General features: G+C 65.4%; 26 protein-coding genes. 8 read left to right on the top strand and 18 right to left on the bottom strand.

What is annotated here, in order from left to right:
• Positions 1-57: 57 nt before the first annotated feature.
• Positions 58-2,142, top strand: coding sequence for a bifunctional diguanylate cyclase/phosphodiesterase (locus AB3X94_RS27990; protein WP_176107771.1), 2,085 nt, complete (start codon positions 58-60; stop codon positions 2,140-2,142).
• Here the strand turns inward: AB3X94_RS27990 and dapA are convergent.
• Positions 2,135-3,043, bottom strand: a complete 909-nt coding sequence (gene dapA, locus AB3X94_RS27985; RefSeq protein WP_368613287.1) for a 4-hydroxy-tetrahydrodipicolinate synthase — start codon at positions 3,041-3,043, stop codon at positions 2,135-2,137. The two genes, AB3X94_RS27990 and dapA, sit on opposite strands and share 8 nt — an antisense overlap.
• Positions 3,044-3,481: 438 nt before the next feature.
• On the opposite strand from dapA, the gene AB3X94_RS27980 reads away from it, so the two are divergent.
• Positions 3,482-4,774: an aspartate carbamoyltransferase gene (locus AB3X94_RS27980; RefSeq protein ID WP_176107769.1), complete on the top strand. Its 1,293-nt coding sequence runs from the start codon at positions 3,482-3,484 to the stop codon at positions 4,772-4,774.
• 22 nt (positions 4,775-4,796) lie between these two features.
• Here AB3X94_RS27980 and AB3X94_RS27975 read toward each other — a convergent pair whose 3' ends face one another.
• A complete protein-coding gene (locus AB3X94_RS27975; RefSeq protein WP_176107768.1) occupies positions 4,797-5,657 on the bottom strand; it encodes an alpha/beta hydrolase family protein in 861 nt (286 codons plus the stop codon).
• 156 nt (positions 5,658-5,813) lie between these two features.
• Positions 5,814-6,638: an NAD(P)H-dependent oxidoreductase gene (locus AB3X94_RS27970; protein WP_368613286.1), complete on the bottom strand. Its 825-nt coding sequence runs from the start codon at positions 6,636-6,638 to the stop codon at positions 5,814-5,816.
• A gap of 70 nt (positions 6,639-6,708) precedes the next feature.
• Between AB3X94_RS27970 and AB3X94_RS27965 the strand changes: the two genes are divergently transcribed.
• Positions 6,709-7,617, top strand: a complete 909-nt coding sequence (locus AB3X94_RS27965) for a LysR family transcriptional regulator (RefSeq protein ID WP_176124698.1) — start codon at positions 6,709-6,711, stop codon at positions 7,615-7,617.
• 37 nt (positions 7,618-7,654) lie between these two features.
• Here the strand turns inward: AB3X94_RS27965 and AB3X94_RS27960 are convergent, their stop codons facing one another.
• Entirely contained in the window at positions 7,655-8,659 is a 1,005-nt protein-coding gene (locus AB3X94_RS27960; protein WP_368613285.1) for an aldo/keto reductase, read from the bottom strand.
• A gap of 3 nt (positions 8,660-8,662) precedes the next feature.
• Entirely contained in the window at positions 8,663-9,037 is a 375-nt protein-coding gene (locus AB3X94_RS27955) for a carboxymuconolactone decarboxylase family protein (RefSeq protein ID WP_176107764.1), read from the bottom strand.
• A 107-nt stretch (positions 9,038-9,144) separates the two neighbouring features.
• Between AB3X94_RS27955 and AB3X94_RS27950 the strand changes: the two genes are divergently transcribed.
• Positions 9,145-10,038: a LysR family transcriptional regulator gene (locus AB3X94_RS27950; RefSeq protein WP_176107763.1), complete on the top strand. Its 894-nt coding sequence runs from the start codon at positions 9,145-9,147 to the stop codon at positions 10,036-10,038.
• A gap of 94 nt (positions 10,039-10,132) precedes the next feature.
• Here AB3X94_RS27950 and AB3X94_RS27945 read toward each other — a convergent pair whose 3' ends face one another.
• Entirely contained in the window at positions 10,133-11,008 is an 876-nt protein-coding gene (locus AB3X94_RS27945) for an aldo/keto reductase family oxidoreductase (RefSeq protein ID WP_368613284.1), read from the bottom strand.
• Between the two features lie 107 nt (positions 11,009-11,115).
• On the opposite strand from AB3X94_RS27945, the gene AB3X94_RS27940 reads away from it, so the two are divergent.
• Entirely contained in the window at positions 11,116-12,042 is a 927-nt protein-coding gene (locus AB3X94_RS27940) for a LysR family transcriptional regulator (protein WP_368589370.1), read from the top strand.
• Between the two features lie 39 nt (positions 12,043-12,081).
• Here AB3X94_RS27940 and AB3X94_RS27935 read toward each other — a convergent pair whose 3' ends face one another.
• Positions 12,082-12,444, bottom strand: coding sequence for a response regulator (locus tag AB3X94_RS27935; protein ID WP_176107760.1), 363 nt, complete (start codon positions 12,442-12,444; stop codon positions 12,082-12,084).
• 215 nt (positions 12,445-12,659) lie between these two features.
• Here AB3X94_RS27935 and AB3X94_RS27930 point away from each other — a divergent pair, with 215 nt between their 5' ends.
• Both AB3X94_RS27930 and AB3X94_RS27925 read left to right on the top strand, forming a co-directional pair.
• Positions 12,660-13,868, top strand: coding sequence for a sensor histidine kinase (locus AB3X94_RS27930; RefSeq protein ID WP_176107759.1), 1,209 nt, complete (start codon positions 12,660-12,662; stop codon positions 13,866-13,868).
• A 13-nt stretch (positions 13,869-13,881) separates the two neighbouring features.
• Positions 13,882-14,379, top strand: coding sequence for a GNAT family N-acetyltransferase (locus AB3X94_RS27925; RefSeq protein ID WP_368613283.1), 498 nt, complete (start codon positions 13,882-13,884; stop codon positions 14,377-14,379).
• Here the strand turns inward: AB3X94_RS27925 and AB3X94_RS27920 are convergent.
• From AB3X94_RS27920 to AB3X94_RS27875, 10 genes are all read right to left on the bottom strand, one after another.
• On the bottom strand, positions 14,371-14,610 hold the full coding sequence (locus tag AB3X94_RS27920) for a hypothetical protein (protein ID WP_368589367.1): 240 nt from the start codon (positions 14,608-14,610) through the stop codon (positions 14,371-14,373). The genes AB3X94_RS27925 and AB3X94_RS27920 overlap by 9 nt on opposite strands.
• Before the next feature lie 56 nt (positions 14,611-14,666).
• Positions 14,667-15,614 carry a hypothetical protein gene (locus tag AB3X94_RS27915; protein WP_368613336.1) on the bottom strand — a complete coding sequence of 316 codons (948 nt, stop codon included), beginning with the start codon at positions 15,612-15,614 and terminating at the stop codon, positions 14,667-14,669.
• A 272-nt stretch (positions 15,615-15,886) separates the two neighbouring features.
• Entirely contained in the window at positions 15,887-16,465 is a 579-nt protein-coding gene (locus tag AB3X94_RS27910) for a hypothetical protein (RefSeq protein ID WP_368613282.1), read from the bottom strand.
• Between the two features lie 255 nt (positions 16,466-16,720).
• Complete coding sequence (pcaF, locus tag AB3X94_RS27905) at positions 16,721-17,923, bottom strand: 3-oxoadipyl-CoA thiolase (protein ID WP_368589365.1); 1,203 nt, start codon at positions 17,921-17,923, stop codon at positions 16,721-16,723.
• A 363-nt stretch (positions 17,924-18,286) separates the two neighbouring features.
• A complete protein-coding gene (gene denD / locus AB3X94_RS27900) occupies positions 18,287-19,267 on the bottom strand; it encodes a D-erythronate dehydrogenase (protein WP_368613281.1) in 981 nt (326 codons plus the stop codon).
• Between the two features lie 33 nt (positions 19,268-19,300).
• On the bottom strand, positions 19,301-20,101 hold the full coding sequence (otnI, locus tag AB3X94_RS27895) for a 2-oxo-tetronate isomerase (protein WP_368589362.1): 801 nt from the start codon (positions 20,099-20,101) through the stop codon (positions 19,301-19,303).
• A 61-nt stretch (positions 20,102-20,162) separates the two neighbouring features.
• A complete protein-coding gene (locus AB3X94_RS27890) occupies positions 20,163-20,825 on the bottom strand; it encodes an aldolase (RefSeq protein WP_176124678.1) in 663 nt (220 codons plus the stop codon).
• Positions 20,822-22,165, bottom strand: a complete 1,344-nt coding sequence (gene otnK / locus AB3X94_RS27885) for a 3-oxo-tetronate kinase (RefSeq protein WP_368613280.1) — start codon at positions 22,163-22,165, stop codon at positions 20,822-20,824. The genes AB3X94_RS27890 and otnK overlap by 4 nt, the downstream gene beginning before the upstream one ends.
• A gap of 15 nt (positions 22,166-22,180) precedes the next feature.
• On the bottom strand, positions 22,181-23,071 hold the full coding sequence (ltnD, locus tag AB3X94_RS27880; RefSeq protein WP_368613279.1) for an L-threonate dehydrogenase: 891 nt from the start codon (positions 23,069-23,071) through the stop codon (positions 22,181-22,183).
• A 72-nt stretch (positions 23,072-23,143) separates the two neighbouring features.
• Positions 23,144-23,848: a FadR/GntR family transcriptional regulator gene (locus AB3X94_RS27875; protein WP_176107749.1), complete on the bottom strand. Its 705-nt coding sequence runs from the start codon at positions 23,846-23,848 to the stop codon at positions 23,144-23,146.
• Between the two features lie 249 nt (positions 23,849-24,097).
• Between AB3X94_RS27875 and AB3X94_RS27870 the strand changes: the two genes are divergently transcribed.
• Complete coding sequence (locus AB3X94_RS27870; protein ID WP_368613278.1) at positions 24,098-24,922, top strand: IclR family transcriptional regulator; 825 nt, start codon at positions 24,098-24,100, stop codon at positions 24,920-24,922.
• Positions 24,923-24,981: 59 nt separating this feature from the next.
• Here the strand turns inward: AB3X94_RS27870 and AB3X94_RS27865 are convergent, their stop codons facing one another.
• Complete coding sequence (locus AB3X94_RS27865) at positions 24,982-26,172, bottom strand: M20 aminoacylase family protein (protein WP_368613277.1); 1,191 nt, start codon at positions 26,170-26,172, stop codon at positions 24,982-24,984.
• Between the last annotated feature and the right edge of the window lie 72 nt (positions 26,173-26,244).

The following is a 26,244-nucleotide window of genomic DNA, read 5'->3' as shown; positions in this document are numbered from 1 at the left end:
AAATGCTAAGAGTGCCGATAAGATGTCAAGCCGCATTCCTCGCGCGGCGAACCCAACATGCAGAGTTCCTACAATTTATGGCTCGTGGCGATTTCGTTCGCGGTCGCCACACTCGCGTCGTACACCGCGCTCGATCTGACGGGCCGCATCTTCCTGCTCGCCTCGGCGCGCCGGCGGCATGCCTGGCGGCTCGGCGGCGCGTTCGCGCTCGGCGTCGGCATCTGGTCGATGCACTTCGTCGCGATGCTCGCGTTCTCGCTGCCGATCCCGCTCGGCTACGACATCGCGATGACCGCCTGTTCGCTGGCGCTCGCGATCGGCGCTTCGTATCTGGCGCTCTTCCTGACGACCCAGCAACGCCTGACGCCGGCCCGGCTGCTGGCGGGCGGCGTGGTGATGGGAATCGGTATCGCCGGCATGCACTACACCGGGATGGCGGCGCTGCGCATGGCGCCCGCCATCCACTATCAGCCTGTATGGTTCGCGGCCTCGATCGCGATCGCGATCGGCGCATCGAGCGCCGCGCTGTGGATGGCGCGCGCGCTCAGCAATGAACACGAGCGTCATATCGCGCGCAAACGTCTGGCCGCGGCGCTGGTGATGGGCGTCGCGATCAGCGGCATGCACTATACGGCGATGGGCGCCGCGGATTTCGCGCCCGGTGCGATCTGCGGCGCGGCCAACGACATGGACGCGCAATGGCTCGCCACCGCGGTGATCCTGCTCACGTTCGCGGTGCTGATCGTCACGCTGATGCTGTCGCGCTTCGACGTGCGCACCACCTTCCTGCTCGGCGCGGTGTCGAAGCTGAACGGCCAGATCGTGCGGCTCGCGACGCTCGACGTGCTGACGGGCCTGCCGAACCGCGCGACACTGACCGAGCGGATCGAGCGCGCGATTAGCGTCGCGCGCCGCCAGCGCTCATCGTTCGCGGTGCTGTTCATGGATCTCGACGGCTTCAAGACGATCAACGATTCGCTCGGTCACTCGGCCGGCGACGCGGTGCTGTCCGCCTTCGCGCAACGTCTGCAGCAATGCGTGCGTTCGAGCGACACCGTCGCGCGGCTCGGCGGCGACGAGTTCGTCGTGCTCGCGGAACATCTTACTTGCGGCGAAGACGCCGCCGCGCTCGCCGACGGCGTGCTCGAGCGGATGCGCCAGGGCACGTGGAGCGACGAACAACCGCTGCAGGTGATGCCGAGCATCGGCATTGCGCTCTATCCGCGCGATGGCGAGAGCGTCGAGACGCTGCTCCAGCACGCGGACGCCGCGATGTACGAAGCGAAGCGCGCCGGCCGCGGCACCTACCGCTTCTTCGAGCGCAGCATGAACGAGGCCGCCACGCGCACGCTGCAGATCCAGCAAGTGCTGCACGACGCCTTCGCGAACGAGCGTTTTTCGCTGCTGTTCCAGCCGAAGTTTCAGCACGGCGGCGACGCGCTCGCGGGCGCCGAGGCGCTGATCCGCCTGCACGATCCGGAGCTGGGCGCGCTGACGCCGGCCGAATTCATCCCGGTCGCCGAGCGCTCCGGGCAGATCGTGCAGATCGGCTACTGGGTCGTGCGCGAGACCTGCCGGCGCATTCGCGGCTGGATCGAACAGGGCCTGCCGGCGATGAAGGTGGCGATCAATCTGTCGCCGCGTCAGTTGCTGCAGCCGGACCTCGTCGAGACGATCCAGGAGATCGTCAGGAACGAGGGTGTCGCGTGCGAGCAGATCATGTTCGAGATCACCGAGAGCGTCGCGATGCAGGACGCCGCGCGCACCGTCGAAGTGATCCGCGCGTTTCAGGCGAGCGGCTTCGACATCTCGATCGACGACTTCGGCACCGGTTATTCGAGCCTCGCCTATCTGCAGCGCTTTCAGGTGAAGCAGCTGAAGATCGACCGCTTCTTCACCCACGGTCTCGACGCGAACGGCGCGGCGGGCAGCGCGATCGTGTCGGCGATCATCGCGCTCGCGCACTCACTCGAAATGGACGTAGTCGCCGAGGGCGTCGAGACTCAATCGCAGCTCGACAAGCTGCGCTCGATGATGTGCGACGAAATGCAGGGCTACCTGCTCGGTAAGCCAGTCAGCGCCGACGACTTCGGCGCCATGCTACGCAGCAGAACGATGGGCGCGAGCGGAGTGGCTATCTAGGCAGCGTCTCTCCCAACGCCGCGAGCCGTTCGGTCAACGCCGCGCTCGCGCGCGTCATCGGCAAGCGCAATTCATTGCGCACCCACCCCGTCGCCGCGAGCAGCGCCTTCATCGGCGCGGGATTCGGTTCGGCGAACGCGAGCTGGATCTGCGGCACGAGCGCGTGAAAAATGCGCCGTCCTTCGTCGAGCTTGCCCTCGGTCAACGCGCGGTACAGCGCGACGAAGCGCTCGGGCCGCCAATGCGCGGATGCCGCGATCGCTCCACTGCCACCCGCGCACACCGTCGAGAAGACCTCGAGGTCGTTGCCCGCGAGCACCTGCAGACGGCCGTCGCGAATCAGCGCGAGCGTCGTGTCGAGCGAACCGGCGCAATCCTTGATCGCCTGAATTCGCGGATGCGCGGCGAGCGTCAGCAGCGTGTCGAGTTCGAGCCGCACGCCGGTGCGCTGCGGAATGTCGTAGAGCACGACCGGATGCGCGCTGGCGTCGGCCAGCGCGCTGAAATGCGCGACGATGCCGTCCTGCGCGGGCCGCGTGTAATACGGCGCGACGATCAGCACGCCGGCAATCGGCAACGGATTCAACTGCTCTATCCGCGCGAGCATGCTCGCCGTGTGATTGCCCGAGACGCCGACCAGCACAGGCAACGGACGCCGCTGCGCGTCGGTGGCGTCGGTGGCGTCGGCGTCGGCCTGCGCGGCGTCGAGAATCGTCGCGAGCACGGCGTCCTGTTCGGCGGCGTCGAGCGTGGCGGGCTCGCCGGTCGTGCCGAGCGCGACGAGCCCAGCCACGCCGGCGTCCGCATAGCGGCGCACCAGCGCGCGCAACGCGGCGTGATCGACGGCGCCGTCGGCGAATGGCGTAATCAGCGGAATCCAGATACCCGAGAAATCAGACATGTTTTCTACCTCGATGACGACCGTATCGAATCCGGGTCAGCGGTGCGAGGGAGAACACAGGAGAAAGCCGCAGGCGGGCGGTCGACCAGTCGTTCCGTCGCACATCTGACGACGGAACGGCGCGCTCCGGTCAGATGAGCGGCTGTTTTTTGGCTTTGGCGCCGACGTTACGCGAAACACCGTTCGCGCGTGCAACCGCCGCGCTCGCCAAAGTGGCGCGGGCGAAGGTCGAAGAACGGAGCGGGAACATAGGGCCGGAGTGCATGAGCCGCAGTGTAACCGCGAAACCCGCGCCACGGGGCCTTCGGCGCGTCATGAAGCAGCTCGCGCAGGAAAACGCTTGACATCTACGCGCCGGCAACTAATATACGCACCGCGTACATCAACGCGTTTTGCTGTCTGACTCCCGCCGACCCCACACTTGCGACAGGTGCCCTCATGAGCGTTCCGCAACAAGCCTTCCTACGCGATGCGATGCGTCGCCTGAACATGACGCGCGATACGTTCGCTAACCGCATCGGCGTGTCGCGCCGGGCGCTGGATACGTGGCTGCTGCCGGACGACTCGCAGGAATCGCGGGCGATGCCGGAAATCGTCGAGCGCTTCGTGTCGGAGATCGTCGCCAATACGGAGCCGGGCGAAGGATATACGCAAAGCGTAGACTCGCAATCGCTTGCAAGCCAGATGCTGTTCGAGGGCAAGCCGCAGTTGCTGTCGGTCGATCAGTTTTCGCGCGACTCGGTCGAGGCGCTGTTTCGCGTCGCCGACATCATGCAGCCGATCGCGCGGCGCCGCAAAATCTCGCGCGTGCTCGAAGGCGCGGTGCTCGGCAATCTGTTCTTCGAGGCGAGCACCCGTACCCGCGTGAGCTTCGGCGCGGCGTTCTGCCGGCTCGGCGGCTCGGTGTGCGACACCACCGGCTTCACGTTTTCTTCGATGGCGAAGGGCGAATCGATCTACGACACGAGCCGCGTGATGAGCGGCTATGTCGACGCGCTGGTGATCCGCCACCCGGAGCAAGGCTCGGTCGCCGAATTCGCGCGCGCGACCAACGTGCCGGTGATCAACGGCGGCGACGGTCCCGGCGAGCATCCGAGCCAGGCGCTGCTCGATCTGTACACGATCCAGCGTGAGTTCTCGCGCCTGGGCAAGATCGTCGACGGCGCGCACATCGCGCTCGTCGGCGACCTCAAGTACGGACGTACCGTGCATTCGCTCGTGAAGCTGCTGGCGCTGTATCGCGGCATCAAGTTCACGCTGATTTCGCCGCCGATGCTCGAAATGCCGGGCTATATCGTCGAGCAGATTTCGCGCAATGGTCACGTGATCGAACAGACGCATGACCTGCGCACCGGTCTGCGCGGCGCCGACGTCGTGTATGCGACGCGCATCCAGAAGGAGCGCTTCGCCGACGAATCGTTCGAAGGCTACACGCCCGACTTCCAGATCAACCAGGCGCTCGTCGATAGCGTGTGCGGCGCCGACACGCTGATCATGCATCCGCTGCCGCGCGACAGCCGCCCCGGCGCGAACGATCTGAGCACCGACCTCAATCACGATTCGCGGCTCGCGATTTTCCGGCAGACCGACAACGGCATTCCGGTGCGAATGGCGATTTTCGCGGTACTGCTCGGCGTTGACAAACAGGTCCAGCATTCGATGCGCGATGCCACGTGGCGCCCGCCCGTCTACCTGGGACCGGACGACGCGGTATTTCACGGAATCGATTGACGCGGACAGCCGCGTGCGCCGCTCAAGCCGCGGCCGCGGCGCGTGCGTCACGCACTTCGCGCGCCGCCTGCCTGAACGTGCCGGCAAAGAACAGCACCTGGTATTTGACCGCGTTCGACCAGTACTTCCATGTATGGCCGCCGGGCCGCTCCGCGTAATCGTGCGGCACGCCGAGTTCGACGAGCCTCTCGTGCAGCAGACGGTTCGACTGCACGAGCGAGTCGTTCATGCCGCAATCGATCGTCAGTGCGATATGGTCGCGGCCGAAATCCTCCGCGCTGGCGACGATCGCTTCGCTATCCCAGAAGTCCGCATGTTGGGATGGGTCGCCGAACACCCGTGCGATGCCGGGCTCGTCTTCGCTGCTGCGCGGGTCCACCGCACCGCTGATGCTGCCCGCCGCGCCGAACGCATCGGGCATGTCGAGCGCGATGCGTAGCGCGCCGAATCCACCCATGCTCAAGCCTGTGATCGCGCGCGCCTGCCTCGTCGCGATCGTGCGGAAATGGCTGTCGATATAGCCCACCACTTCGGTGCCCACGTAGGTTTCATAGCGACTGCGCGGATCGACGGGACTATCGATGTACCAGCTATCGCGGCCGCCGTCGGGCATCACGAGGATCACGTGATAGCGATCGGCGAGCTTGCCGATGTGCGAATTCGCGGTCCAGTCCGTGTAGTCGCCGCCTGAGCCGTGCAGCACATAGACGACCGGAAAGCGCGCGGCCTGGTTGCCGCGCGCGTACTGATCGGGCAGCACGACGGTGGCGTCGAACGTACGATGCATCGCCGCGCTCGGGATCGTGACGACGCGCGACTGGAACGCCCACGCCGGCGATGCGATCAGCATCAAAATGAGCCAGAACCTACGAACTGGATTCATGGTGGGTCGCCCTTCCGCTCGATTCAGCTACGTTCCGGCTGCTTACCTTCGTCAGGCATCCAGAATAAAGCCGTCCTGGCATGCTTCGGCCTGTGTACGCCGACGACTCTAGCAATGGCGACTTACAACCAAATTTCAGCGAAACATACGATCCAGTCAGGCTTCCGCCGCTTCGTTCGCTTGCGTTGCGCTCGCCGCGCCGACATCTTCGACGTGCACGGCAAACCCAACCTGCCCCGGCGCCAGATCGTCCCGCAATGTGAGCGCCGGAATCTCATACGCACCGCCGTTCTGCGGCCGGAACGCGATCGGCGCGCTCGTCCACAGCGTGTCGAGCCGTCGCCCGAGCGCCGCGCTGACCTCGGCATACTTCGCGTCGTCGACACGGCTCGTGCGATAGACGACGAACGGCGGCAATACGTCGAAGCCCGGGTAATACAGCACGCCGTGCTGGATCGGGAACAGCACGTCGTCGATCGGACCGTTGATGCCACGCGCGCTGTAGTGCGACTCCCACCCGCCTGTCGTGACGACCAGCATCGCGCGCTTGCCCGCGAAACGGCCCTCGCCGTAACGCTCGCCCCAGCGCGCATCGGAATGTTCGCCGACGCCGTACGCGAGACCGTACGCATAGACGCGCTCCACCCAGCCCTTCATGATCGCCGGCATCGAGAACCACCACAGCGGAAACTGCAGGATCACCGCATCGGCCCACTTCAGTTTGTCCTGCTCGCGCGCAATGTCCTCGCGCTGCAAGCTGTTCTCGAACGCATGCTTCGATTCGAGCGACGCGAAGAAGCGCTCGGCGCTATGACGCTCGATGGTGTCGTGTGCATCGAGCGACGCTTTCCAGTTCATCGCGTACAGATCGGACACCTGCACCGTATGGCCGGCCCGCTCGAGATGACGGACTGCGAAGTCCTTCAGCGAACCGTTCAACGATTTCGGTTCCGGATGCGCATAGATGATAAGAACGTTCATGACGAGACCTTCGTGGCTGAAAACAGTCACGATAGTCATCGCCGAGGTATATTGGAAATGAATTCCGAATATGTCAGGTATTGCCGTGGTTAATCTCAGAAGACTCGACCTGAACCTGCTGGTCACGCTCGATGTGCTGCTCGAAGAGCACAACGTGACTCGCGCCGCCGAACGGCTGAACTTCTCGCAGCCGTCGGTCAGCGTGCATCTGGCGAAACTGCGCGACGTATTCGGCGATCCGCTGCTATTGCCCGGACCGCGCGGCATGCGGCCCACCGCGAAAGCGCAGGCACTGCGCGAACCGCTACGCGAAGCGCTCGAAACACTGCAGCGCGCGGTCGCGCCAACCAGCCCGTTCGATCCGGCCGCGGCGACGCAAACTTGGCGCATCGCCGCAACGGACTACGCGGAGTCGACGATCATCCTGCCGATGCTGGCGGGCTTGCGCGCGGCGGCACCCGGCACGCGTCTCGCGATCGTCGAGGCGGTGCCGCCGCGGCTCGCTCGCCAGGCCGAACAGGGCGACATCGATATCGGCTTTCATACCAGCGAAGGCGCGCCCGAAGGTTTGCGCCGTCGCGTGCTGTTTGCCGAGCGCTACGTGCTGGTCGGCCGCGCGGGTCATCCGAAGCTGAAGCGCCGGCCCACTCTGGCGCAGTTCTGCAAGCTCGAACACGTGATCGTGTCGCCCGATGGCGGCGGCTTTTTCGGCGTCACCGACGAGACACTCGCAAAGCTGGGGCTCGCGCGCAAGGTCGTGCTGTCGGTGCCGCACTTTCTGTTCATGCAGTCGGTGCTCGCGAGCACCGATCTCGTGGGGATGCTGCCCGCGCGTCTCGTGCGCGGCTCGGACACATTGCGGATGGTCGAGCCGCCGGTCGAGGTGCCGGGCTACGAGATGGCGATGCTCTGGCATGAGCGTGTGCATCGCGATCCCGCGCATCAATGGTTGCGCGAGTTTATTGCGGCGTCGGTGTGAACGGCGTGCAATCGCTCCGTGCACCCCGGCGCGCGCTTCACGCAACGCGCCGCCCTTTGACCGGATAGCCGGGGTCCGTATAACCATGCGTGGATGCATGCCCCGGCGCAACCAGACTGTCGACGAGTTGTTCATCGTCGGGACCGAGTTGAAATTGCAAAGCTTCCATGTAGCTGTCCCAGTGCGCCTCGGTACGCGGCCCGGCAATCGTGCTGGTGACGAGGCGGTTGTGCAGCACCCATGCCAGCGCAAACGCTATCGACGTCGTGCCGCGCCGTGCCGCATGTTCGGCGATGGTCCGCGCGATCTTCAGCGACTCGGGACGCCACTCCGTTTGCTGGATGCGCTTGTCGCCGCGGCCGGCGCGCGAGTCGGCAGGCGGCGGCACATCTTGCGAGTATTTGCCGCTGAGCACGCCGCGCGCGAGCGGGCTATACGATACGACGCCGAGCCCGTAGTGTTGCGCGGCCGGTAATTGCTCGACTTCGGCGCTGCGGTCGACCAGGTTGTACAGCGGCTCGCTCGCGACGGGCCTGTCGATCCCGCATTGATCGGCCAGATGTGCGATCTCGGCGATGCGCCAGCCGCGAAAATTCGACACGCCGAGATAACGAACCTTGCCCTCGCGGATCAAATCCGCGATCGCGCGCACGCCCTCTTCGAGTGGTGCATCGTCGAGCGTGCGGTGAAAGTACAGGATGTCGAGATAGTCGGTGCCGAGCCGCTTCAGGCTCGCCTCGACCGACTGCATGATCCACTTGCGCGACTGCCCCTGCCGGTTCGGCCCAGACGCGGCTGGAAAGCCGAACTTGGTCGCGACGACCCAGTCGTCGCGACGTCCCGCGATCGCACGGCCGACGATTTCCTCGGAGCGGCCCGCGTGATAGACGTCGGCCGTGTCGATGAAATTGACGCCCTGATCGTAGGCCTTGTCGATGATGCGCGCCGATGTCGCCTCGTCGGTCTCGCCGCCGAACATCATCGCGCCAAGACATAGCGGCGACACTTTGAGGGCGCTGCGGCCCAGATAGTGGTAATCCATCCGTCAGTCTCCTTTACGCACTCCGGCGTCGCGGCTTGCGAAAACCTGCCGTGCCACCGCAAGCGCGGTGCTCGCGGTCGGCCAGCCCGAATAAAATGCGAGGTGCGTAATCAGCTCGATCAGCTCATCGCGCGTAACGCCGTTATCGAGCGCCTTGCCGATATGAAACGGCAGTTCGTTGCTGCGATAGAGCGCAACAAGGCTCGCCACCGTAATCAAGCTGCGCTCGCGTGGCGACAGCCCCGGACGCTCCCACACCTCGCCGAAGAGAATCCGGTCGGTGTAGTCCGCCAGTGCCGGTGCGACATCGCCGAATGCATTGCGAGCCGTGCTGGGCTGCGCTTCCGATTTCGATTTCGTCTCTGCGTGATTCGTCATTGCCTGAGCTCCTGCTCGATCTACCTGCGTAGCTTCCAAATCTAATCGCTGCGCGCAGATGCGACTAGCCGGTAGAATCGGCAAAACCCCATGAACGGGATTCATGAATGCCGCGCGAAAACTTCAACGACCTGCTCGCGTTCATCGCGGTCGCCCGCGAACGCAGCTTCACCAAAGCGGCCGCCAAACTCGGCGTGTCGCAATCGGCGCTGAGCCATACGATGCGCGGCCTCGAAGCGCGGCTCGGCATTCGTCTGCTCACGCGCACCACGCGCAGCGTCTCGCCTACGCCCGCTGGCGAGCGACTGTTGAACAGCGTCGCACCGCGCTTCATTGAGATCGAGGAAGAACTCGCGGCGCTGGGCGAGCTGCGCGACAAACCCGCCGGCACGATCCGCATCACGACCGACGAGCATGCGGCGAACACGATCCTGCAGCCGAAACTCGCGCAACTGCTGCCGGAGTACCCGGACATCAAGGTGGAAGTCGTCATCGATTTCGGGCTGACCGATATCGTCGCGCAACGCTACGACGTCGGCATCCGTCTCGGCGATCAGGTCGCGAAAGACATGATCGCGGTGCGCATCGCGCCGGACCTGCGCATGGCGGTGGTCGGCGCGCCCGGCTACTTCGCGAAGCACAAGCGCCCGCGAAAACCGCAGGACCTGACCGAACACAACTGCATCAATCTGCGCCTGCCGACTTACGGCGGTCTGTTCGCGTGGGAGTTCGAGAAGGATGGACACGAACTGAAGGTGCGCGTCGAAGGTCAGCTCGTGTTCAACGGCACCGGACAGATGCTGAGCGCAGCGCTCGCCGGAGGCGGCCTCGCTTATGTGCCGGAAGATCTGGCACGGCCGTATGTCGCCGCTGGGCAACTAAAGCAGGTCCTCAAGGATTGGTGCCCGACGTTTCAGGGCTATCACCTGTATTACCCGAGCCGCCGGCAATCGTCGAGAGCGCTCGTGATGTTGATCGACGCGCTGCGGTATCGGCCGTAGAGCGCCGCCGTGCCGTCAACGCGATTCGGGCGGGCGACGGCAGATCCGGACCGCCGTCGCCCGTTGCAAACGACGCATGGTGCAAAGCCGACCTTCAGCCCTTTTCAGCGCCGATCGCATCCAGTTGATCGAGCACTTCGTCGCTGAGCTTCAACTTCGCCGACTGCAGGTTTTCGCGCAGATGTGCCACCGAAGACGTGCCCGGAATCAGCAGAATGTTAGGCGCCCGATGCAATAGCCAGGCAAGCGCGACCTGCATCGGTGTCGCCTCGAGCTTGCGCGCAAGCTCCGACAGCTCCGACGATTGAATCGGCGTAAAGCCACCCAGCGGAAAAAACGGCACGTAGGCAATGCCCTGCTCCGCGAGCGCATCGATCAATGCATCGTCGTCGCGATGCACGAGGTTGTAATGGTTCTGCACGCACACGACCTTCGTGATGCGCTGCGCTTCGGCAATCTGCGCGGCCGTCACGTTGCTCAGGCCGATATGACGCACGAGCCCGCGCTGCCGCAGTTCGGCGAGCGCCGTGACCTGCTTTTCGATCGAGCCCTCGCTCGGCTCGTGCACGTTGCCCATCACGCGCATGTTGACCACGTCGAGCGCATCGAGCCCGAGGTTGCGAAGATTGTCGTGCACCGCGCGCTCGAGATCGGCGGGCTCCTGCGCCGGCAGCCAGGCGCCGGCGCTGTCGCGCACCGCGCCGACCTTCGTGACGATCGTCAGATCGCGCGGGTACGGGTGCAGCGCCTCGCGGATCACCTGGTTGGTCACGTGCGGCCCGTAAAAATCGCTGGTATCGATGTGGTCGACGCCCGACGCGACCGCCTCGCGCAGCACCGCGAGCGCTGCGCCGCGGTCTTTCGGCGGCCCGAATACGCCGGGGCCGGCCAGCTGCATCGCGCCGTAGCCCATGCGCCGCACCGCACGGCCGGCTAGCACGAAAGTGTCGATGGAGCTGAAGTTCGGCATCACGATCTCCTTGTGAAGTGATGAGCGGCAGTATCGCCGGAATTGCGTTGTTGAATAAACGGGTCTAACTTGTACGGGTTGTTCAAAATTCTGCACAATCAATCGTCATGGAACTGAATGATCTGGCCGCCTTCGTGTCGGTTTGCCGCGCGGGCGGCTTTCGCGACGCGGCGCGCGTGAGCGGCGTGTCGGCGTCGAGTCTGAGCGTCGCGGTGCGGCGTCTGGAAACGAAACTCGGGCTGCGCCTGCTGAACCGCACCACGCGCAGCGTCGCGCCGACCGAAGCCGGGCTGCGTCTGATCGAGAAGCTGACGCCGCTGTTCGGCGAAATGGAAGCGGCGCTCGATGTGCTGAACGGCTTTCGCGACAAGCCGACCGGCACGCTGAAGCTCAATGTGCCGTCGAGCGTCGCGCGCATCGTGCTGCCCGACGTGCTCGCGCGCTTTTTGAAGCAGTACCCGGACATTCGCGTCGAGGTCGTCGTGGAGGATGGTTTCGTCGATGTGCTGTCGATCGGTTGCGATGCGGGCATTCGCTACGACGAGCGCCTCGAGCAGGACATGATCGCGGTGCCGATCGGCGCACGCGTGCAGCGCTTCGCGACCGCCGCGTCGCCTGCATATCTCGACGCGCACGGCCGTCCGGAGCATCCCAGCGAACTGCTCGCGCATGCCTGTCTGCGCGGCCAGTTCGCGAGCGGCGCGATGCCGACCTGGTACTTCGAGCGCGATGGCGAGCTGCTGCAATTGAATCCGACCGGACCGCTGCTGGTGCGGCCTGGCGCCGCGATCGACCTCGCGGTCAGCGGCGCGGTCGCGGGTCTCGGGATCATTCACCTGTTCGAAGACATGCTGCGCCCGCATCTGGACAGCGGCGCGCTCGAAGCGATTCTCGAACCGTGGTGGCAGCGGTTTTCAGGGCCCTTCCTGTACTATCCGGGCCATCGCCATGTGCCCGCGCCGCTGCGCGCGTTCGTCGATTTCCTGAAGGCCGACTCAACCGATGTGCTGAACGACGACGTGGCACGCGCTTGACTTGCTCACACCACGGCAATCGCGGCGAATCGTGCCGTATCAACACCGTGGCGCGCAGAGTTGCGCGATCGTGGTCAGAAAGAGATCCGCCCCGATCGGCTTCAGCAAACATGCGCTGCAGTACTGCGCTTCGCTGTCCGACGGCGGCACCGCGGTATGGACCAGAATCGGTACGTTGACGGATAGCGGCATCGATTTCAAACGGCGGCACAACTCCGCGCCGTCCATGATCGGCATCATCCAGTCCGTAACGATCAGGTCGGGAACGTGAGCGACGACACAGGCGAGCGCTTCGGCGCCGTTGCTCGCGCAACTCACCTCATACCCTTCGCTTTCCAGAATCAGCCGCCATGCGGCTAGAATTTCCGGTTCGTCGTCCACCAGCAATATCGAATACATCATGGTTTGCTGACGAAACTTGCTTCTTTGTCTGATGAGAGTCTCGCAAGAGGTGTTCCACACGCGGCAATTGCGCGGATAATGACCCGGTTGCGGGCGCGCATCGGATGCCTGGCCGATTGCCGGCGCAAATAGGCCTGCGCTGCCCGCGCCAAATCGAGGCGTTCGGAACTGTTCGCGTGTTTGTATGTTGTAGAAACTCCATTCCGGTATCCATCATGACCGACAGACGCGTGAGCCCGCTGCGCAATTTCGCCAACTTCATCCGTGCGGAACGGGGCCGTCTGACGCGTCAATGGATGGATGCCGTCGCCATCGACGCCGATCTCGTCGAAGCGGACAAGCTCACGTATCAACAGCTGGCCGACCATTTGCCGGAAATCCTCGACCAGCTGTGCATGGCGCTCGATGCAGAAGATCTCGAACGCGCCGAAACATCGATCGAGCGCGACGCGAAGAAGCACGGCAATGTCCGTTTGCAGCAAGGCTACCGGATCGAAGAACTGGTGCGCGAACTGGACCTCTTTCAGCAGGTGCTCGTCGAAGCGCTCGAAGAATTCGTCGAACGCGACCGGACGTGCTCGCGCCGTCACGAGAGCCGCGCGCGGCATCTGCTCGCCGAAGCGTTCAGCGTGGTCAGGTATGCGTCGATCAAGGAAGTGGTCGGCGAGCGCGATCGCAAGATCGACGAATACACAAGCCGGCTCGAACGCGCGAATGCCGAATTGACGCTCAAGCAACGGCTGGTCGGCGATCTGTATGATTCACGCATGCAGATTACGCGCAGCGTTGCGCACGATCTGCGCAATTTCCTCAACGCGTTTTCGGTCGCGCTGCAACTGATCGAGCGAGCGCCGTCGCAAGCCGATGCCGCGCTGACACTCGCGAACCGTCAGGCCGCCGACATGAAGCAACTGGTCGACCAGATGGTCGAGTACTCGGTCATACTCGGCGACACGGCGACACTCGTGTTCGAAGACGTCGATTTGCGTGAACTATTCGACGAACTCATCGCTTCCACACAGCCGTCGATCGACGCGAAAGGACTCTCGCTGCGCAGCGAGTTCGACGCGGCGCTGCCGGTCGTCACGTCGAATCGGCTGAAGCTCAAGCAAATCGCGGTCAATCTGTTGTCCAACGCGATCAAGTACACGAAGTCGGGACAAGTCGAATTCCGCTTCGCGATGCATGGCCCCGAACACTGGACGATTCGCGTGTCCGACACCGGCGTCGGCATTGCGCCCGCCGATGCCGAGCGCGTTTTCGACGAGTTCGAGCGCGCGGCCGGCGAAGAAATCCCGGGCGCGGGTCTCGGGCTCGCGATCGTCAAGGAGCTATGCCGCGTGCTCGATGGACAGATCGAGTTTGCGTCGCGCGAGGGCGTGGGGACCACCTTCGAGATCCGATTTCCGCTGCATGTTCAATGACCCGACCCATCGCATGATCCATCTGCATACTGCCCGCTTCCCCGAGCAGATCGAGGCTGTACGGACCGTCTTTCGCGAGTACGCGGAGAGTCTCGGCTTCGATCTCTGCTTTCAGCAATTCGACGACGAACTCGCCAGTCTGCCGGGCAAATTCGCAGCGCCACGCGGCCGCGTGCTGCTCGCGAGCGACGGCACGGGCGACGATCCTGACGATATCGTCGGCTGTGTCGCGATGCGTCCGATCGACGACACGATCTGCGAAATGAAGCGCCTGTATGTGCGTCCGGCGGGACGCGGTCTGCATGTGGGGCGGCAACTCGCCACGCGTATCCTGGCGGCCGCGAAAGAAGCGGGCTATAGCCGCATGCGTCTCGACACGCTGCCCACTATGCAAGCGGCACTCGGGCTCTATGCATCGCTGGGTTTCGAGCCGATCGACGCTTACGTGTTCAATCCGATCCCCGGCGCGATTTTTCTGGAATGCGATCTGACGCGGCCGCGTTCAATGTAATCGCGGTGCAGGCCTGACCCAGCCTGCGGGTAGGCACTCGCTCATCGCGCCGTTCTGCTGTCTCAATCCACGCACGACCACCTCGGACGATTTGCCGTCACGCCGCGCGAGTTCGGCCAGATCGAGCAACGCGGCGTAGCGCGCGGAACAGTCTCTCGTCACGCTGGCGGCGGGATTCGCGCGACGGTCGTCGTTGGCGTCGCTGGTGTCGATGACTGCGTGGATTGCCAACAACGTCGCAACGACGGTCGTCGCAAGGGCAGCCGTTATGCGGAGCGCGCCCATCGTCAAGCCCAATGCGCCGGCACCCATACGCGCCCGACCCAATGGCCCGGCACCCACACCGCAGGCCGCGGCGCGACGTACACGGGACGCGGCGCGACGTAGACGGCCGGCGGCGGCACGTACACCACCGGGGCCGGCGGAACATAGGCCGGCGGCGGCGTCACCACGACGGGCTTCGGCGGTACGTACACGACCGGCGGCGGCACGACGACCGGCGGAGGCGGCGGCGTGACCACCACCGGCTTCGGCGCGACGACCACGGTCGTGCCGGTCGTCGTCGTGGTCCCACCTGCGACCACCACGCCGCCTGTGACCACCGTACCGCTCGACGTCACCGTGTGACCCTGCGTGCCGGTCACGCTCGTCGATGTCGTCACGACGCCGGGCGCGACCCGCGTCGCGGTGCCCGAGTGATAGACGCTGTTGTTGTCCGGCCCCGTCACCGTGCCCGAGCGCGCGCAGGTCGAACCCGCGCAATTGGCCGACGCCGAATGATTGACCGTATTGCCGTTCGACCCGGTGATCGAGCCCGACGACGAATACTGGCCCGGCGCGGTGCGCGTCACGTCGCCGGACGTCGTCGCCGTTTTGCCGTCGGGGCCAGTCATCGTGCCGGTATGCGAGCAGGTACCGCCTGCGCAGTTGGTGTCGCCCGAGTGCTGCACCGTGTTGCCGTAGCGGCCCGTTGCGGTACCCGAGTTCGAGAACTGGCCGGGCGCCGTGCGCGTGACCGTGCCGGTGTTGCTCGCGAAGCCGCCATAGGGGCCAGCCACGCTACCCGCATGCGAGCAGCTACCGCCGCCGCACGAGCCGTAGTGCGCGCCGTTATAGACGCCGCGCGACGTGTACGCGGTGCCATGACCCGACCACGCGAACGCCGATGCGCTGCCAAGCGCGAACACGGCGGCGGCGGCGCCGAACACCGCCTTGCGCAGCACGCCTCGCGCCATGCTGGCGCAGACCTTGTCGGAACCTGCGAATAAACGATTTTTCACGGTATGTCCTTGCTGGATTCGGGCCACTTGCGTCATTGCCGCGTGGCGACGAACGGACTATAGAAGGACACACCGTGGAAATCATCACGGAAGATATGTCGCGCTGTTTCACCGCGACTCAGGCCCGCCAGGCAAGGCTTTGCGGGCGTTCGTCGGGCGGCGCGACATTTTTCGACATATTTTGCGAAACATTCCCGGCGGCTGGAATTGGCCGCGATCCCGGCCGCTCACTGGCCCACTGGCGTCACCTGCACGGCGGCGGCCGACACGAACACCGCATGCAAGGTATCGCCGACCTTCACGTCGCTCAGGTCGACGTTGGGCGCGGCCTCGAACGTCTGTGTCTGATAGGCGCCGCGCAGCGTCACGAGGCGCTGTTTATGATCGATCTTCAATACGGTCGCGAGCACCTCGGTTTGTCGCGCCGATTCGTAACCGCCTGAGGCCGGCGCATAGCTCTGCTTGTCGGCCCGCTCGCGAATCCCCTTGCCCGCGCCGCTGACCTTTTCCGCCTTCGTGAGCAGCGCATTCTTGTAGAGCACGTCGACGCGATCGCCGATCTTCAGTTGATCGAAGCCAGCGACCTGCTGACTGACGAGCAAGATCGCGACGTTGCCGCCCGAGCCCTTCAGCGTCAGCGAGCGGTTGCCCGCATCGATGCCGACGATCTCCGCCGTCATATGCACCGGCTGCGCCGCGCTGAGCACCGCCTGGGCCGCGCTCGCCATGTCGTTCTGCGCGCGCGCCGGCTGGGGTGTGGCCGCGGCCGCCAGCATCAACGCTGCGCCTATCGTCGTTGTCTTCATTCGCGTTCTCCTCGACAGGGGTTTCGATCCGGCGTGACGGTCATGATGAGCGCCGCGTATGACTTCGCGCTACGCAGTGTTCGTGCCCGCCGCCATGAACTCCACATCCTCAGGACAACTACTGCAAACGATACGACGCGAACGATTGTACGCGCGAGGCCGCGCGCAAAAGCAAACAGCCCCATCGCAGGAACGATGGGGCTGTTACATGAACGGTCGCAAACCGCTTGCGATGTTCGTCGCGCTACACGTGCATCACACGCGCTCGATCGCGATCGCAATACCCTGGCCGACGCCGATACACATCGTGCACAGCGCGAAGCGGCCCTGCGTGCGTTGCAGCTGATACGTCGCGGTCGTGACCAGACGCGCGCCGCTCATGCCGAGCGGGTGGCCGAGCGCGATCGCGCCGCCGTTCGGGTTCACGCGGGGATCGTCGTCGGCGACGCCCAGCGCGCGCAGCACGGCGATGCCTTGCGAGGCGAACGCTTCGTTCAGTTCGATCACGTCGAACTGGTCGATCTTCATGCCCAGACGCGCGAGCAGCTTCTGCGTGGCCGGCGCAGGGCCGATGCCCATTACGCGCGGCTCCACGCCCGCCGTCGCCACGCCGAGCACGCGGGCCCGCGGCGTCAGGCCGAAGCGCTTCGCGGTTTCTTCGTTGGCGAGCAGCAACGCGGCCGCGCCGTCGTTCACGCCCGATGCGTTACCGGCCGTGACCGTGCCATCAGGACGCACGACGCCCTTCAGCTTCGCGAGCGTTTCGAGGCTCGTTTCGCGCGGATGCTCGTCCTGCGTGACCGTGATCGGATCGCCCTTCTTCTGCGCGATCGTCACGCCGACGATTTCCTGCGCGAGCGTGCCATCGCGTTGCGCGCGCGCGGCCTTCTGCTGGCTGCGCAGCGCGAATGCGTCCTGGTCGGCGCGGCTGATGTTGTAGTCGGTCGCGACGTTTTCGCCGGTTTCCGGCATCGAGTCGACGCCGTACAGCTTCTTCATCAGCGGGTTCACGAAACGCCAGCCGATCGTCGTGTCGTAGACCTCGTTCTGACGCGAGAACGCGCTAGTTGCCTTGGGCATCACGAACGGCGCGCGGCTCATGCTTTCGACGCCGCCGGCGATCATCAGCGCGGCTTCGCCCGACTTGATCGCGCGCGCGGCGATGCCGATCGCATCCATGCCCGAGCCGCACAGACGGTTGACCGTCGAGCCCGGCACGTCCTTCGGCAGACCCGCGAGCAGCAGCGACATGCGCGCGACGTTGCGGTTGTCGTCACCGGCCTGGTTCGCGCAGCCGTAGATCACGTCGTCGATCGCGGTCCAGTCGACGTTCTTGTTGCGCTCCATCAGCGCCTTGAGCGGCACCGCGCCCAGGTCGTCGGCGCGCACCGATGACAGCGAACCCGCATAGCGGCCAATGGGGGTGCGAATCGCGTCGCACAGGAATGCTTCGGTCATGGGATGTCTCCAGTTGAGATGCTGCGTGCGCTGCGCCGCGGCCGGCCTTGCACCGATGACGCCGGTTCGTTGCGCCGAGGCATCGGCCCGGGGGCCAACGGCCGCGCGCGGGAAGCTGCAAAACTGCAGCGGCGTGGCGGCCGATACGTCAAAGCAGCTTAGCGCAGGATCGTGAACGATGGGCTTGGGAGTGACGACCGATACGGTTTTTGCGTCTTCCATGCCCGCCCTCGTGTTCTATATACGAACACAAGGTCATATATCGAACAAAACAGGCTCGATAATAGGCGCCGGCGCGAAAGCGTGTCAAGCACGGCCGCAGCCGTGCCAAACGACACCAGGGAATACGCGGAGGAGTGATCTTCAGCGAACTTCGATTCCTTCATCGGCGATGTAGCCGCGAATCACATCCGCGAAGTTGTGCTCGGCGACAAGCCCGAGCCGTTCGGCGCGCGATGTATCCCACGCGCCGGGCCAGCTGCCGACGATCTTCTCGATGCGCTCGTCCGGCTGCCGCACGATGCGGCTCGCGACCGCCTCGCCCGCGACCTCGCGCAGTGCCGCGATCATTTCGTCGACGCTGACCGACAGGCCCGGCAGATTCAGCACGCGCTGCTTGCCAAGCGCGGCGCCATCGAGTTCGAGGCCGGCAATCAGGCTGTCGATCGCCTTGCGCGGCGACAGCAGCCACAGCCGCGTCGAACCGGCGACCGGGCACACGGCCTCCTCGCCATTCAAAGGCTCGCGAATGATGCCGCTCGCGAACGACGACGCCGCCGCATTCGGTCGCCCCGGCCGCACGCTGATGGTCGGCAGCCGCAGCACGCGGCCGTCGACGAAGCCGCGCCGCGAATAATCGTTGAGCAGCAGCTCGGCGATTGCCTTCTGCGCGCCATACGACGACTGCGGATTCAGCGCGGTGTCGTCCTGTACGACCGTGGGCAGATCGCCACCGTAGACCGCGACCGAACTGGTGAATACGACGCGCGGCTGGTGCCCGCGCTGGCGGCAGACTTCGAGCAGCAGCCGCGACGCATCGAGATTGATGCGCATGCCGAGATCGAAGTCCGCCTCGGCCTGCCCGCTGACGATCGCAGCGAGATGAAAGATCGCCGAGGTCTGATCGTCGATCACGCCTTCGAGCACGCTGCGCTCCGCGATATCGCCGACATCGGCACGCACGCGCGCATCGCCGAAATCATGAGCGCGCACGACGTCGAGCAGCACCAGCCCGGTAATCGCTCGCGGTGTGCCGTGCGCATCTTTCAACTCGCCGCGTGCGAGCAGTTCGCGCGCGAGACGCTGGCCGAGAAAACCGGCGCCGCCGGTGATCAGTACTTTCATGGTTACGGGTCCGTCAGTGGTTGTCGGAGAGAGTCAGCGCCGGGCGTCGAGATAAGGCTTCAGCCAGCCAAGCCCTGCCGAGGTCCCCGCGCGCGGCCGGTATTCGCAGCCGATGTAGCCGTCGTAGCCGAGCGCATCGATCAGATCGAACAGGTACGGGTAGTTCAGCTCGCCGATGTCGGGCTCGTGCCGCTCGGGCACACCCGCAACCTGGATGTGACCGATGCCGGCCATATCGCGCTTGAGCTTCATCGCGAGATCGCCCTCGACGATCTGGCAGTGATAGCAATCGAACTGCACCTTCAGATTCGGCGCGCCGACTTCGGCGCAGATCGCTTGCGCGTCGTCCTGTCGATTGAGGAAATAGCCGGGCATGTCGCGCGTATTGATCGGTTCGATGACGACCGTGATCTGTTCCCCTTGCGCGGCCCGCGCCGCATAGGCGAGGTTGTTCAGATACACGTCGCGTTGTGTTTTGCGCTGCGTTTCGCCCGCCTGATCGCCGGCGATCAGCCCCGCCATCACATGCAGCTTGCGATTGCCGAGCACGCGCGCGTACTCGAGTGCCGTATCGATGCTGCGGCGGAACTCGTCCTCGCGCCCCGGCAGCGACGCAAGACCGCGCTCGCCGCCGCTCCAGTCGCCCGGAGGCGCATTGAACAGCGCCTGCGTGAGACCGTGCGCGTCGAGCCGCGACTTCAGCTCGCCCGCGCGGAACTCGTAGGGAAACAGGTATTCGACCGCGTTGAAACCGTCGCGCGCGGCGGCGGCGAAGCGATCGAGGAACGCGTGCTCGTTGTACATCATCGACAGATTGGCGGCGAAGCGAGGCATGGCGACAGCTCCTTCAAGACAGTGCGATACGGTGCGTGGCGTACATCGGCAATGCGCGCTGCTACCAGCGCGCGCCGAACGCGGCACGGAGTTCTTCGATCGCGGCGGCGTCGAGCGGCGCGGGCCGCGGATTCGTCATCAGCCACAAGCGCGCGGTTTCCTCGAGTTCTTCGAGCGCATACGACGCGTGCGCGACCGAGCGCTCCCACACCACCGGCCCCAGACGTTCGAGCAGCACCGCGCGCACGCGATCGGCCAGAGCGGCGATCCGCGCGGCCACTTGCGGATCGCCCGGGCGTTGATAGCGAATCAACGGTACGTGGCCCACTTTCATCACGTAGTACGGCGTGATCGGCGGCAACACGTCCGCTTCGCTCCATACGCCCGCAAGCGTCAATGCGACCAGATGCGTCGAATGGGTATGGATGATGCCGCGCGCCTCGCCGTTGCGCGCATAGATACCGCGATGCAGCGCGAGCGTTTTCGACGGCTTGCCGCCCGACATCGCGTGGCCGTTTGCGTCGACCTTCGCGATATCGGCGGGATCGAGGCGGCCGAGACAGGCGTCGGTCGGTGTGATCAGCCAGCCATCGTCGAGCCGCGCGCTGATGTTGCCGGCGCTGCCGACCGTATAGCCGCGCTGATACAGACTCGCGCCGACCGCGCAGATTTCCTCGCGCACGCGCGCTTCGGCGGAGACCTGAAGTGCCGGTGCGCCGCTCATTGCGCGGCTCCGTCGAGATGACGCAGCGCCTTGTCGAAGAAGTCCGTAGCGCCGAAATTGCCGGACTTCAGCGCGAGTGCGAGCGGTTCCGCTTCGGTCGTCGCGGTGGCCGGCACGCCCGGATCGATCTGCGCGCCGATGCGCAGCATGCGCACGTCGAGCGCTTGCACGACCGCGCCCGAGGTCTCCCCGCCCGCGACGACGAACTTGCGCACGCCGCGCTCGCGCAGGCCGCGCGCGATCGATGCCAACGTCTTCTCGACCAGATGCCCGGCCTCGTTGACGCCGAGTTCGCGCTGCACCGCCTGCACTTCGTCGGGCGATGCAGTCGCATAGATCAGCACCGGCTCGGCGTGCACGAAGCGCTGTTGCGCGAACTCGAGCGCTTCGCCGACGACGTCCTCGCCGCGCGCCGCCGCGAGCGGATCGATGCGGAACGCGGGCCGCGTCGCGCACCAGGCGGCGACCTGCGCGTTGGTCGCTTTCGACGCACTGCCCGCGAGCACCGCCGACAAACCTTCTACGCGCGGCAATTGCGCGGCATGGGTTTGCTCGCCGAGCAGGCCCGCGCGCCGGAAGTTGGCCGGCAAGCCGAGCGCGACGCCGGAGCCGCCGGTGATCAGCGCGAGGTCCGCGCAGGCCGCGCCGAGCGTGTGCAGATCGGCGTCGGACACCGCATCGGCAATCGCGATGCGCACGCCGTCGGCGCGCAGCGCTTCGAATGCGGCGCGCACGGCCGTGTCGCCTTGCGCGACCCGGTCGTAACGCACGAGCCCGACCTTCGACTGAGTTTGCCGCTGCAGCACGCGCACGAGATTCGCGTCGCGCATCGGCGTCAGCGGATGGTTCTCCATGCCCGACTCGTCGAGCAGCGCATCGCCGACGAACAGATGGCCGCGGAAAATCGTGCGGCCGTTCTCGGGAAACGCGGGACACGCGATCGTGAACGATGCGCGCTCGGCGAACTCGGCGGACAGCGCGTTCAGCAACGCATCGGTCACCGGGCCGATGTTGCCTGCATCGGTCGAATCGAAGGTCGAGCAGTACTTGAAGAAGAATTGCCGGCACCCCTGCGCGCGCAGCCAGGCGAGCGCGGCGAGCGATTGCGCGACCGCGTCGGCGGCGGGGATCGTGCGCGACTTCAGCGCGACGACGAGTGCGTCGGCGTCGAGCGCAGCGGCGCCCGGCGCATCGGCGCCCGGCGCTTCGTTGGAGGTGGGCACGCCGATCGTCTGCACCGTGCGCATGCCGCCGCGCACGAGCATGTTGGCGAGATCGGTGGCGCCGGTGAAGTCGTCGGCGATGCAGCCGAGCAGCGCGGGTTTCGTTCGAGCCGTCATGAGCACTGTCCTCGCTTATCGCTTTGCCGGCAATTCGATGCCGGGAAAAATCTTCACGACCGCCGAGTCGTCCTCTCCGCCGTGGCCCGCCGTCGACGCCATCATGAACATCTGATGCGCGGCCGCCGACAGCGGCAACGGAAACTTCGTGCGACGCGCGGTATCGAGCACGAGGCCCAGGTCCTTCACGAAGATATCGACCGCCGACAGCGGCGTGTAGTCGCCCGCGAGAATATGCGGCACGCGGTTTTCGAACATCCACGAATTGCCCGCGCTGTGCGTGATCACGTCGTACAGCGCGTCCGGATCGACGCCTTCGCGCAGGCCGAGCGCCATTGCCTCGGCGGCCACCGCGATATGCACGCCGGCCAGCAGCTGGTTGATGATCTTCACCTTCGAGCCCGCGCCATGCGCGGCGCCGAGCCGATACACGTTGCCGGCGATCGCGGCGAGCACGTCCTCGCATGCGGCGTAAGCGGCTGCGGGACCGGACGTCATCATCGTGATCTGGCCCGACGCGGCGCGCGCCGCGCCGCCCGACACCGGCGCATCGAGCATGTGCAGACCAGCCGCCTCGACGCGCTTGCCGAGATCGCTGGCGAATTCCGGCGCGACCGTGGCACTCGCGATCACGACGCCGCCCGGCTTCATCGCCGTGAGCGCGCCGTGCTCACCGAACAGCACGGCCTCGGTTTGCGCGGCATTGACGACCAGCGTAATCACGACCTCGCACTGCGCGCCGAGCTCCGCGGGCGTCGCACAGCCGACGCCGCCTTCAGCGACGAACGCCTGCAACACGTCGCGCCGCAAGTCGCACGCGTGGACCTTGAAGCCCGCGCGCAACAGCGAACGCGCGACGCCAAGCCCCATCGCTCCCAGACCGATGACACCGACATTTCTCGACATGCGTGACCTCTATGGATGGGTGCTGCATTGGTGCGTTCGCGCGCAGCGGGATTGCCGCGCGCCTTCCGCCCGTCAGGCGATGCCCGCCTCGGCAAGCCGCCGCGCCGCGTTGTACAGATGGGTCTGCGCGGCATTGCGGGCCGCCATCGGATCGCCGGCGCGAATCGCCGCGGCGATCGCCGCGTGCTCCTCGCGCACCTGCCGCGAGAAGTCCTCGCGCAGCGCCTCGTTGCGGCGCGTGACGACCGTGCCCGCTTCGAGATACTGATTGAGGAACGTCAGCGTCTTCAGGAAATACGGATTGCCCGTCGCAGCCGCGATCGCGCGATGAAACGCGACGTCTTCGGCGACGCCGTCTTCGCCATTGGCGACCGCGCGCTCGATCTGAGCCAGCGCGGCGTCGATCGCGGCCATGTCGGCATCGCTGCGACGCATCGCGGCTTCGGACGCGACCTCCGCCTCGATCGCGCGGCGCAGCGCGAGGATCTGCACGACCGAGCCCGGCTCGACGGCTTCCGCGTAGTCGATCCGCAGCGGGCGGATCGTGCCGTGCCCGGCGACGAACACGCCACTGCCCTGGCGCGGTTCGACCACCCCCTCGTTCTTTAGCCGCGACAACGCCTCGCGAATCACCGTGCGGCTCACGCCGAACTGTTCCGCGAGCACGGCTTCGGTCGGCAGCTTGGCGCCGCGCGCGAAGCTGCCTTTGTCGATCTGCTTCAGCAGTTGCTGCGCGACGGTGTCGCTCAAAGCGCGCGAGGGAATCTTGTCGAACATGGCGGATCGGTTGGGTTGGATCGGGTGCCGCGAACTGGTCATGTCATCGGGTCATCATACAAATTTTGAGACGCGATCGCATTCACGCAAACCCTGGGTTTTTTGCACGAATCGGCGTTATTTGGCGAAATAGAAGGCTTAAGCTATCGTCTCGCCTTTGCGCCGCAACGCGAAACGCGGCGCCGCATCGAAACGAACGCGCGTCGCGTGTCCTCCGCGCGCACACTTTTGCAACCACGATCAAGGTCCATGAGCAAAGCCCTGCCGCCGTCTTCCATCGCGCCCGCCAACGTCGAACCGGCCCCGGAGAAACCGGGCGACTCGTACGTGCAGTCGTTTGCGCGCGGCCTCGCGGTCATCCGCGCATTCGACGCGACGCGCCCCGAACAGACGCTCACCGACGTCGCCGCGGCGACCGGCCTCACGCGCGCCGGCGCGCGCCGGATTCTGCTGACGCTGCAAACGCTGGGCTACGTGGAAGCCGAGGGACGCCTGTTTCGTCTGACGCCGAAGATTCTCGACCTCGGCTTCGCGTACCTGACCTCGATGCCGTTCTGGAACCTCGCCGAACCGGTGATGGAAAGCCTGTCGGCGCAGGTGCACGAAAGCTGCTCGGCGGCGGTGCTCGATCGCACCGAGATCGTCTACGTGCTGCGCGTGCCGACTCACAAGATCATGACGATCAATCTGTCGATCGGCAGCCGCCTGCCTGCGTACTGCACGTCGATGGGCCGCGTGCTGCTCGCCTCGCTCGACGAGGAAACGCTCGACGCGACGCTGAACTCGTCGCCGCTCTACGCGCACACGCCGCGCACCGTCACCGACAAGGAAGAACTGAAGAAGGTGATCGAGCAGGTGCGTCGCCAGGGGTGGGCGATCGTCGATCAGGAACTCGAAGGCGGTTTGATTTCGCTATCCGCGCCGATTCGCAATCGCCAGGGCCGCGTGATCGCCGCGATGAACATCAGCGGCAACGCGCAGCGCAATTCGGCCAAACAGATGGTGAAGGCGTTTCTGGAACCGCTGCAGCAAGCCGCGCAGACGGTCTCGGAGATGGTCGCGCGGCGCGGCTGACGCACGCGGCTATCGGGGAACGCGCGTTTGCTGCGCGCCCCGGCATTTGCTCTTGTCGCTCACTGCGCGAGATAGCGCTCCACCAGCCGCGCCCAAAACGCCGCGCCGATCGGCAGACTGCGGTCGTTGAAGTCGTAATGCGGGTTGTGCACCATGCAACCATCCTCGCCGACGCCGTTGCCGATGCGCAGAAACGTGCCCGGCCGCTTCTGCAGCATGAACGCGAAGTCCTCGCTGCCCATCAGGATGTCGGTCTGCTCGACTACCTTGTCGTCGCCGACCAGCTCGCGCGCGACCTGCGCCGCGAACTCCGTTTCGGCGTCCGTATTGATGACGACCGGATAACCTTCGATGTACTCGACGTGCGCCTTGCCGCCATAGCTCGCCGCCTGCGACTCGGCCAGCTCGGTGATGCGCTTCTTCAGCAACTCACGCACCTCGGGGCTGAATGAGCGCACGCTCAGTTCGAGCCGCGCGCTGCTCGAAATCACGTTGTTCGCGGTGCCCGCGTGCATCGAGCCCACCGTCACCACGGCCGGCTGCGACGGATCGACGTTGCGCGCGACGATCGTCTGCAGCGCCATCACGATGCTCGCGGCGACCACGACCGGATCGACGGTCAGATGCGGACGCGCCGCATGGCCGCCGACGCCTTCGATCGTGATGGTCGCCTTGTCCCCCGCCGACATGAACGGCCCCTTGCGGAACAGCAGCGTGCCCGGCTCCGCGCCAGGATGATTGTGCAGGCCGAAGACGGCGTCGCACGGGAAGCGCTCGAACAGGCCGTCGTTGATCATCTTCAGCGCGCCGCTGTCGATGCCGCTTTCCTCGGCCGGCTGGAAGTACAGATGCACGGTGCCCGAGAAATTACGCGTGGCTGCGAGACGTTGCGCGGCGCCGAGCAGGATCGTCGTGTGACCGTCGTGGCCACACGCGTGCATCTTGCCGTGGGTGCCGCTCGCGTACGGCAGGCCGGTCTGTTCGATGATCGGCAGCGCGTCCATGTCCGCGCGAATGCCGATGCTGCGCTTGCCGTCGCCTACCTTCATTGTGCCGACCACGCCGGTCTTGCCGACCCCGCGTGTGACCTGCCAGCCCCACTGTTCGAGTTTTTCCGCGACGAGCGCCGCGGTCCGCACTTCCTCGTACGCGAGTTCAGGATGGTGATGAATGTGATGGCGAATCTCGCGCAGGCTCGCGGCGGCGGGTTCCAGATCGGACACTTCGGTCAAACGCGGGGTCTCGTTCATCGTTTGCATCGCTCCAGTGAGTAGCCTCGCACTATATCCATGCCGTTTCGTTCGAATAAGATGCTATTTTTT

This window comes from Paraburkholderia sp. BR10923 (assembly GCF_040948765.1).
Lineage (GTDB): Bacteria > Pseudomonadota > Gammaproteobacteria > Burkholderiales > Burkholderiaceae > Paraburkholderia > Paraburkholderia youngii.
The sequence above is the reverse complement of the archived record's forward strand: the minus strand, read 5'-3'. Positions and strand labels throughout refer to the sequence as shown.